This window comes from Silvania confinis, assembly GCF_025564085.1.
GTDB lineage: Bacteria > Pseudomonadota > Gammaproteobacteria > Enterobacterales > Enterobacteriaceae > Enterobacter > Enterobacter confinis.
This window is the reverse complement of record NZ_JAMGZJ010000021.1, coordinates 1-385: the sequence shown is the minus strand read 5'-3', so window position 1 is coordinate 385 and position 385 is coordinate 1. Positions and strand designations below refer to the sequence as shown.

1 protein-coding gene is annotated in these 385 nt (G+C 51.9%); it reads left to right on the top strand.

Annotation, left to right across the window (positions count from 1 at the left end; genetic code table 11):
* Nucleotides 1-71 precede the first annotated feature (71 nt).
* Nucleotides 72-299, top strand: coding sequence for a transmembrane-type terpene cyclase (locus M8013_RS23680; RefSeq protein WP_472925655.1), 228 nt, complete (start codon nucleotides 72-74; stop codon nucleotides 297-299).
* Nucleotides 300-385: the final 86 nt, after the last annotated feature.

Sequence of the window (385 nt, the reverse complement as noted above, 5' to 3'; positions counted from 1 at the left end):
ATATATGTTGAACTCCCTTATACCGCGCATGTTACGTCTACTCATCCCTTCTCTGATTCAAACTCGCAATAATGGGTCGCATTGACATCTTGCCCGCGCACGTCGACCCCTCCATCTTCGACGCCAACGATGTTTTCCTCGGCACTGGTGGTATCTTGTACACAATCTGCTACGCCCTGATGGCGCGACAGTCCATTCGCGACCGCACATACGCTATGCCTCTCGTCTCGCTTGCATTCAGTAGGTGTTCCCATACAGATTGCATACGACACGTACTGACCCGGTACACCAACGTTTAGACTTTGCGTGGGAGATTGTATTCGCGATATACGTTGCCGATGAGCTCCGGGAGAAGGCCCTCTTCGCCATATGGGGACTCTTAGAC

Coding starts and splice junctions, on each gene's coding strand:
- M8013_RS23680 (WP_472925655.1), top strand. CDS start 72: ATGGGTCGCATTGACATCTTGCCCGCGCACGTCGACCCCTCCATCTTC.